At 59.4% G+C, this 7114-nt stretch carries 6 protein-coding genes; all 6 read left to right on the forward strand.

Annotated features, from left to right (window positions below; translation table 11 throughout):
• The first annotated feature begins 192 nt into the window (after positions 1-192).
• The 6 genes from acpS to tsaD are packed head-to-tail and all read left to right on the forward strand — an operon-like array spanning position 193 to position 7016.
• Entirely contained in the window at positions 193-732 is a 540-nt protein-coding gene (gene acpS, locus DWV32_RS09705; RefSeq protein WP_117655164.1) for a holo-ACP synthase, read from the forward strand.
• A complete protein-coding gene (locus DWV32_RS09710; RefSeq protein WP_117758009.1) occupies positions 733-2349 on the forward strand; it encodes an NAD(P)H-hydrate dehydratase in 1617 nt (538 codons plus the stop codon).
• Positions 2350-2351: 2 nt separating this feature from the next.
• Complete coding sequence (gene alr / locus DWV32_RS09715; protein ID WP_117758010.1) at positions 2352-3497, forward strand: alanine racemase; 1146 nt, start codon at positions 2352-2354, stop codon at positions 3495-3497.
• Positions 3498-3505: 8 nt separating this feature from the next.
• Positions 3506-4126: a uracil-DNA glycosylase gene (locus DWV32_RS09720; protein ID WP_089573671.1), complete on the forward strand. Its 621-nt coding sequence runs from the start codon at positions 3506-3508 to the stop codon at positions 4124-4126.
• 12 nt (positions 4127-4138) lie between these two features.
• Positions 4139-4645 (forward strand): tRNA (adenosine(37)-N6)-threonylcarbamoyltransferase complex ATPase subunit type 1 TsaE, encoded by a 507-nt coding sequence (tsaE, locus tag DWV32_RS09725; RefSeq protein ID WP_006235849.1) that lies wholly within the window; start codon positions 4139-4141, stop codon positions 4643-4645.
• On the forward strand, positions 4632-7016 hold the full coding sequence (gene tsaD, locus DWV32_RS09730) for a tRNA (adenosine(37)-N6)-threonylcarbamoyltransferase complex transferase subunit TsaD (protein WP_117758011.1): 2385 nt from the start codon (positions 4632-4634) through the stop codon (positions 7014-7016). The genes tsaE and tsaD overlap by 14 nt, the downstream gene beginning before the upstream one ends.
• Positions 7017-7114: the final 98 nt, after the last annotated feature.

Consider the following 7114-nt stretch of genomic DNA (forward strand, 5'->3'; position numbering starts at 1 on the left):
CCAGGGCGCCGCTGACCGGTGGACGGCACCGAGCCGTCGGATGACTTGAAGAAGGGGGAGGCCTCGCGGCCTCCCCCTTTTTTGTATCTCGGGCAATTTGTCTCACATAGTAGCTGTGTTTTGTAACCCTCGTTTGTCGCATCTTCTGCGAACGGGCTACAATAACTTAGTCTGTGCGATATGGAGGTGAACATGGCTGAAGCTGGTATCGGCGTTGATATCGTCGAGATTTCCCGCATGAAATCAATTCTTGAAAAGACGCCGTCGTTTGCTCGGCGTGTGTTTACCGAAGAAGAGCGTGCGTATTGCGATGCATCATCGCGTCCCGCTGCTCACTATGCGAGCCGCTTTGCTTCGCGCGAGGCGGTGCTTAAAGCTCTCGGCACGGGTTTTAGTCAAGGCGTGGGTCGCAAGGATGTTTCGGTAACGCGTGATAAACTCGGCAAACCGAAGGCGCTGCTTTCGGGCCGTGCTCTCGAGATCGCTCAAGAACTGGGCGTTGTTGAGGTCGCTCTTTCCATTACGCTTACGGGAGACTTGGCCGTTGCGAATGCCATCGCGATTACCGAAGATGCTCGGCCTAAGCCAAAAGATGAAAAGGTGAGCACCAAGAAACGCGTTGCGCAGACATTTAAAGAGGCTCGCTCTGTATTAGATGAGCTCGAGCAGCTGCAGAATTCAGCATTGACGGAGCACCTGGGCGATGCTTCGCAAGATACGCTAGGAGCATAGATGAAACCGGTTTTGAGTACCGAAGAAGTCGTTCGTCTCGAGGATATCATCGAACGCGAAGGGACTTCGAAGGCCGAGCTTATGGAGCTAGCGGGTGAGTTTGCCGCTAACGAGGTCTTGAAGCTCAATCCCGATCGGGTTCTCGTTTTGGTCGGTTTTGGTAATAATGGCGGCGACGGTTGGGTTGCCGCCGATATCCTGAGCCATAAGGGTGTGGACGTGGATATCGTTTCTCCGGTTGAACCGGATGAGATTCCTGCTGCTCTGGCACGTCATGTTGCTCGTCGTACTGCCGGCCGCGATGTGCACGTTTGCGTCGGCCCCTCGCGTGATGAACTCGAGGTTTTGATCGATAAGGCCGATGTTGTTGTCGATGCCATTTTTGGTACCGGTTTCCACGGGAATCTGCGTGCGCCGTTCTCCATTTGGATTCCTACTGTAAACGAAAACGCCGACCGCGTTGTCTCTATCGATGTTCCCTCGGGCCTCAACGCCGAGACGGGCGTGGTCGATGATGATTGCATTCGCGCCGAGCGCACCGTGACGATGATTGCTCCTAAGATTGGTTTGTATAGCGCCGATGGCCCCGAGTATGCCGGCGACTTGGTATGCGGGGGTCTGTACGATCGCCTTGACGAGGTGATCGACGACGTGGATCATGCTGCCGAGATCGTTGAGCCCGGTGACCTTGTTGACTATTTTGCACCGCTGCCGAGCAATATCGATAAGTATTCTCGTGGCTCGGTGCTCATCGTTGCTGGTTCGGCACAGTATCCCGGTGCCGCTATTATGGCCGCTAAGTCCGCGGCACGTGCCGGTGCTGGATATGTCGCCGTCGCAACGCCCGATGCCTGCGCTAATCTCATTCGCATGGCGCTTCCGTCTATTCCAGTCTTCGCCATTCCCTCCGATTCCCGTGGCTCCTTTGGCGCCGCAGCGCGCATGACGGTATGCGAGATTGCTAAGAAGTACAGCTGCGTTTTGTGCGGACCGGGCATGACGACATCCGCCGGCGCTATGCAGGTGGTTTCTGGCCTACTTGAGCTCGACGTTCCGCTTATCCTGGACGCCGATGCGCTCAACTGTCTCTCTAAGATTGCGATTGACGGTATCGACAGTAATCCCGAGATGTATCGCCGTGAGCAACCGCTGGTCATGACGCCGCACTATCGTGAGCTTTCACGTTTGGTTGCCGGTGACGAGGTCAACGATTTGGGGACGGCAATCGCTGCCGCACAGAAGGTTGTCTGGGCTGCGGGCTCCGATAACCTTGTCGTCATCGCCAAGGGGCCAACGACGGCTATTTGCGGTGTTGAGCGCGTGCTCCTGCCGCTGTCGGGCCCGGCATCGTTGGCGACTGCCGGTTCCGGCGATGTTCTCGCTGGCATCCTTGCCGGCACGCTGGCAACTATGCGTGACGATATGGATCGCTGGGAGCTGCTGTACTCGTACGCCGTCGCACTTCACAGCTACGCCGGTTTTGCTGCGGCGACGGAGTATGGTGAGAAGAGCGTTATCGCGACCGATCTTATCGACTTGATCGGTCCTGCCATGGAGCTGGCGGCAAAGGATGCGCTCGAAGATCTGGGAATCATGGACGAAGGGTCGGATGACTAATCATGAATAAAGCCGATTTGACGCGCTGGTCCTGGGTCGAGATCGACCGCGGGGCGCTCCGTCGCAACACGAGAGCCTATAAGAACTTATTGAATCCGCGTCAGCGCCTGTGCTGCGTGGTCAAGGCCGATGCTTATGGTCATGGAGCTGTTGAGTGTGCCAAGATCATGTATTCGGCCGGTGCCGACATGTTTGCCGTGGCGACGGTCAACGAGGGCGTTGGGCTCCGTCAGGGCGGGATTACTAAGCCCATCCTGATTCTAAGCGAGCCGCCTATCGAGGCTATTCCGACGTTGCTCGAGTTTGATATCATGCCCTCGGTCTATACGTCTGACTTTGCTCTTGCGTATGGCGAATGTGCCGTCGCGGCGGGCAAGGTGGGCAAGTATCATCTCGCCATCGAGACGGGCATGAACCGCATTGGCGTACATTACACGCAGGTGCTCGACTTTGTCCGCGGTATTAATTTCCATCGCGGTATTCAGTGCGACGGCGTATTTACGCACTTCGCCACGGCCGATGAACCTTCGGGTTGGGACTACAAGCTGCAGTGCCAGCGTTTTACCGAGGCCGTTCAGGCCATTAAGGACGCAGGTTTTGAATGCGGTATCGTGCATTGTGCCAATACGCCGTCCTCGATGCTCGATTCTTCAATGCACTTTGACATGATTCGTGCCGGCATCGGTTTGTATGGTCTGCAGCCATGTGAGCTGAGTGGTCGCGTGATGCAGCTTGATCCCGTCATGAGCGTCCACGCGCGTGTGACGCGCGTGGCGCATCCTGCGATGGGCGAGGGCGTGGGCTACGGCTTTACCTACCGCGTACCGCGCACGCGCGTTCAGATCTGCACCCTTCCGATCGGTTATGCCGATGGCCTTTCGCGTACGCTTTCCAATCGTATGGACGTGCTGTATCGCGGCGAGCGTGTGCGTCAGGTGGGCAATATCTGCATGGACCAGTTTATGGTCGCCATTCAGTCCAACCCGGCGCATGAGATTCCCGAGGCCGAGTATGGTGACGAGATGATCATTGTCGGCCGCGATGGAGATGCCGAGATTACCATGGACGAGATGGCGCGCCTACGCGGCACGATTAACTACGAGGTCGCTTGCGGCTTTGGTATGCGTCTCGACAAAGTCTACGTGTAGGAGTCGCTATGGGCGTCATGCACATCCCCGGCCATAGCCATCAGGCGCCGCGTGAGGTCGCACTCGAGGAGATCGAGGCCGTTCTGGGCGATTGTCACCTTTGCCAGCTTTACCAGTCGCGCCATAACATCGTGTTTGGCGTGGGAAACCCCCACGCTCGCGTGATGTTTATTGGCGAGGCGCCGGGCCGCAATGAGGATTTGCAGGGCGAGCCCTTTGTGGGGGCGGCAGGCGAGGACCTCAACGGCATTTTGTCGCTGGCGGGGCTCAAACGCGAAGACGTCTACATTGCCAACGTGCTTAAGTGCCGCCCGCCGGGAAACCGCAATCCGCGTCCCGAGGAAGTGCTGGCTTGCTCGCCGTTTTTGCGTGAGCAGATTCGAAGCATCTGGCCCGATATTATTGTGACGCTCGGCAACCCCGCGACGCACTTTGTGCTTAAGACCGAGATTGGCATTACTAAGCTGCGCGGCAGGTTCCACCAGATGGGGCATTTTGTAGTAATGCCCACGTTCCATCCGGCAGCAGCGCTACGCAATCCGGCGTGGCAGGAGCTACTGGAGGAAGACTTTAAGATGCTGGGCGACTATCTGGAGCGACATCCCGCACCAGAGGACGCCTCGGAATAATAAGGAGCATATATGTCCCTGGAGCGCCTGGGGGTAGGTACTTACAAAACGACTTGCGCTGCCGATACGGAGTACTTTGGCGAGCTAATTGCACCGTGCCTTGAGGACGGCGATGTGCTCATCCTGACCGGTGGCCTGGGAGTGGGCAAAACTCACTTTACCAAGGGCGTCTCGCGCGGGCTGGGCGATGGGCATATGGTTACGAGCCCTACGTTTGCGCTCATGGCCGTCCACGATCAAGGTCGTATTCCGCTGTTTCACTTTGATCTATACCGCCTGGAGCATGCCTACGAGCTCGAGGATACGGGCATTTTCGATGTGCTGGGCTATGAGGGTGCTTGCCTGCTGGAATGGGGCGAACAATTCCAAGACGAGCTGACGGATGAGTATCTTTCGGTGACGCTCAAGCGTGATGAGGGCGACAGTGATGTGCGAACGATAACGCTCGAGGCGCACGGTGACCGCGCAATGGAGCTTTCCCATTTGATTGATAAGGCTGTACAAGATGAGCTTGCATAACGACAACGCGCTGGTGGTGGCGCTCGATACCTCGACCGACATGCTTGCCTGCGCGGCAAGCTGGATTGATGGGCAGACGGGCGAGACGAAGCTCGTGAGTGGCGACCACATGTGTCGCCGTCACGCCAACGTTGAGCTCGTGAATACCGTTGATGGCATGCTGGCTCAAGCCGGTCTGGATCGCAGCGATGTTGGTTGCTACGTGGTCGGCCGCGGCCCGGGGTCGTTTACGGGTGTGCGCATCGGCATCTCCACTGCCAAGGGCCTCGCGCGCGGTGCCAATGCTCCGCTGCTGGGCGTGTCGACGCTCGACGCTTGCGCTTGGACGGCGTGGAAGGCTGGCGTGCGCGGCAAGCTTGGTATCTTGGCCGATGCTATGCGCGGTGAGGTATATCCGGCGCTGTATATGCTGGTCGATGAGGGCCCCGAGCGTCAATTTGAGCGCGAACACGTGGTCAAGGCCGCCGTGGCGCTCGATGAGTGGCGCCGAGCAGCGGACTGGGACCAGGTTCAGCTGACCGGTGACGGTCTCGTGCGCTATGGCAAGCTGCTGGGTGAGGACGAGACCGCCCGCTGCGTGGAGCGCGACCTGTGGTGGCCTTCGGGCGAGGGCTTGCTGCTCGCGCACGCTGCGGGTGACGGCGACCCGGCTCGCGTCCTGCCGATTTACACGCGCCTTTCGGATGCCGAGGAAAACGAGCGCAAGCGTCTTGGTCTTGCTGAGAGTGCACAGAGCGAAATTACGGGCGTTGCCGATGAGCTCGCCGGTCGTCATCTGCAGTTCCGTCCTATGGGCGCGGCGGATGCCGAGGGCGCGAGCGCGCTAGAGGCTGCCTGCTTTGAAGGTGCCGGACACGAGGCGTGGACGCCGGGCATGTTCCTGTCCGAACTGGGCGAGGACGTCGCTGCGCCGCGTAGTTGGTGGGTGGCACACGACGACGGCAAGCTGCTGGGCCTTGCCGGCGGTATGGTCGTGGACGGTGATGTGCAGATTCTGGATGTCGCCGTCGACCCGGCACATCGCCGTGAGGGCATTGCCCGCAAGCTGCTGTCGCATGTGAGCTATGATGCCCAGATGCTCGGCTGCACCACGGCTTCGCTCGAGGTCGAGGACGACAACAAGGGAGCGATCGCGCTTTATAACGCTCTGGGCTTTACCGAGGCAGGATGGCGCCGCGGCTATTATGGTGCCGGCAAGGATGCCATCGTCATGACGGCTCCGCTGCCCCTGGTGCTTCCGGTCGACAATGCCTCGCCCGAGCCGACGGCGGCAGAGCAGCGCGTATGGCCGCTGCCTGCGCCTAGGCGCTCCGAGGGGGAGCGTGCCGAAATTGAGCGCCGCCGCCTAGTGCTTGCCATCGAGAGTTCCTGCGACGAGACGGCGGTGGCGATTATCGATGCGGATGGCAATATGCTGGCCAACCAGGTGTCGACGCAGATCGATTTCCATGCCCGTTTTGGCGGCGTGGTGCCCGAGATCGCCTCGCGCAAACACGTTGAGGTGATTGTGAGTGTCGTGGATGCGGCGCTCGAGGATGCCGCAGCATCGCTTGGTCTTGAGGGTGGAGCCATCGCGCCGAGCGAACTCGCCGCTGTTGGCGTGACGCAGGGTCCGGGCCTGGTGGGTGCTCTGGTAGTGGGCGTCGCCTTCGCCAAGGGCTTTGCGTATGCTGCCGGCAAACCGCTGGTGTGCGTCAATCATCTGGAGGGCCACCTGTTTGCCAACCTGTTGGCGCAGCCCGACCTCAAGCCCCCGTTTATCTTTACGCTCGTTTCGGGCGGGCACACCATGCTCGTGCACGTAAAGGCATGGGGCGACTATGAAGTGCTTGGCGAGACGCTCGACGACGCCGTGGGCGAAGCCTTCGACAAGGTGGCAAAGGCACTGGGTCTTGGCTATCCCGGAGGCCCTATCATCTCCAAGCTTGCCGAGACGGGCAACCCCAAGGCGATCGATTTCCCCCGTGCGCTTAACAGCAGGGGGGACTATCGCTTCTCGCTTTCGGGCCTCAAGACGGCGGTGACGCTCTACATCGAGCAGGAGACCAAGGCCGGGCGCACGATTCACCTGCCCGACCTAGCGGCCTCGTTTGAGGCAGCCGTCTTTGACGTTCAGTACAAGAAGGCCAAAAACGCCCTGCATGCCACCGGATGCAAGGAATACTGCATCGGCGGTGGTGTCTCGGCTAATCCGCATCTGCGCGAGATGATGATCAAGAAGCTCGGGCGTCAGGGGATCCGCGTAACGGTGCCACCGCTTTCGGCGTGCACCGACAACGCCGCCATGATCGCAGAGGTTGCCCGCCGTAAATTCGACCGAGGAGAAATCTCGCCGTTCGACGTCGACGCCGATCCAAACATGACGCTGTAGCTGGTACGGCGCGGTCCCCGGACGGAGGGGCCGGATATAAGGTTTCCTGCTCTACAGTCCTGCGCAAGACGAAGGCCACATTAAGTGGCCTTCTTTGC

The sequence above is a fragment of the Collinsella sp. AF04-24 genome, assembly GCF_003465685.1.
GTDB classification, from domain to species: Bacteria; Actinomycetota; Coriobacteriia; order Coriobacteriales; family Coriobacteriaceae; genus Collinsella; species Collinsella aerofaciens_AP.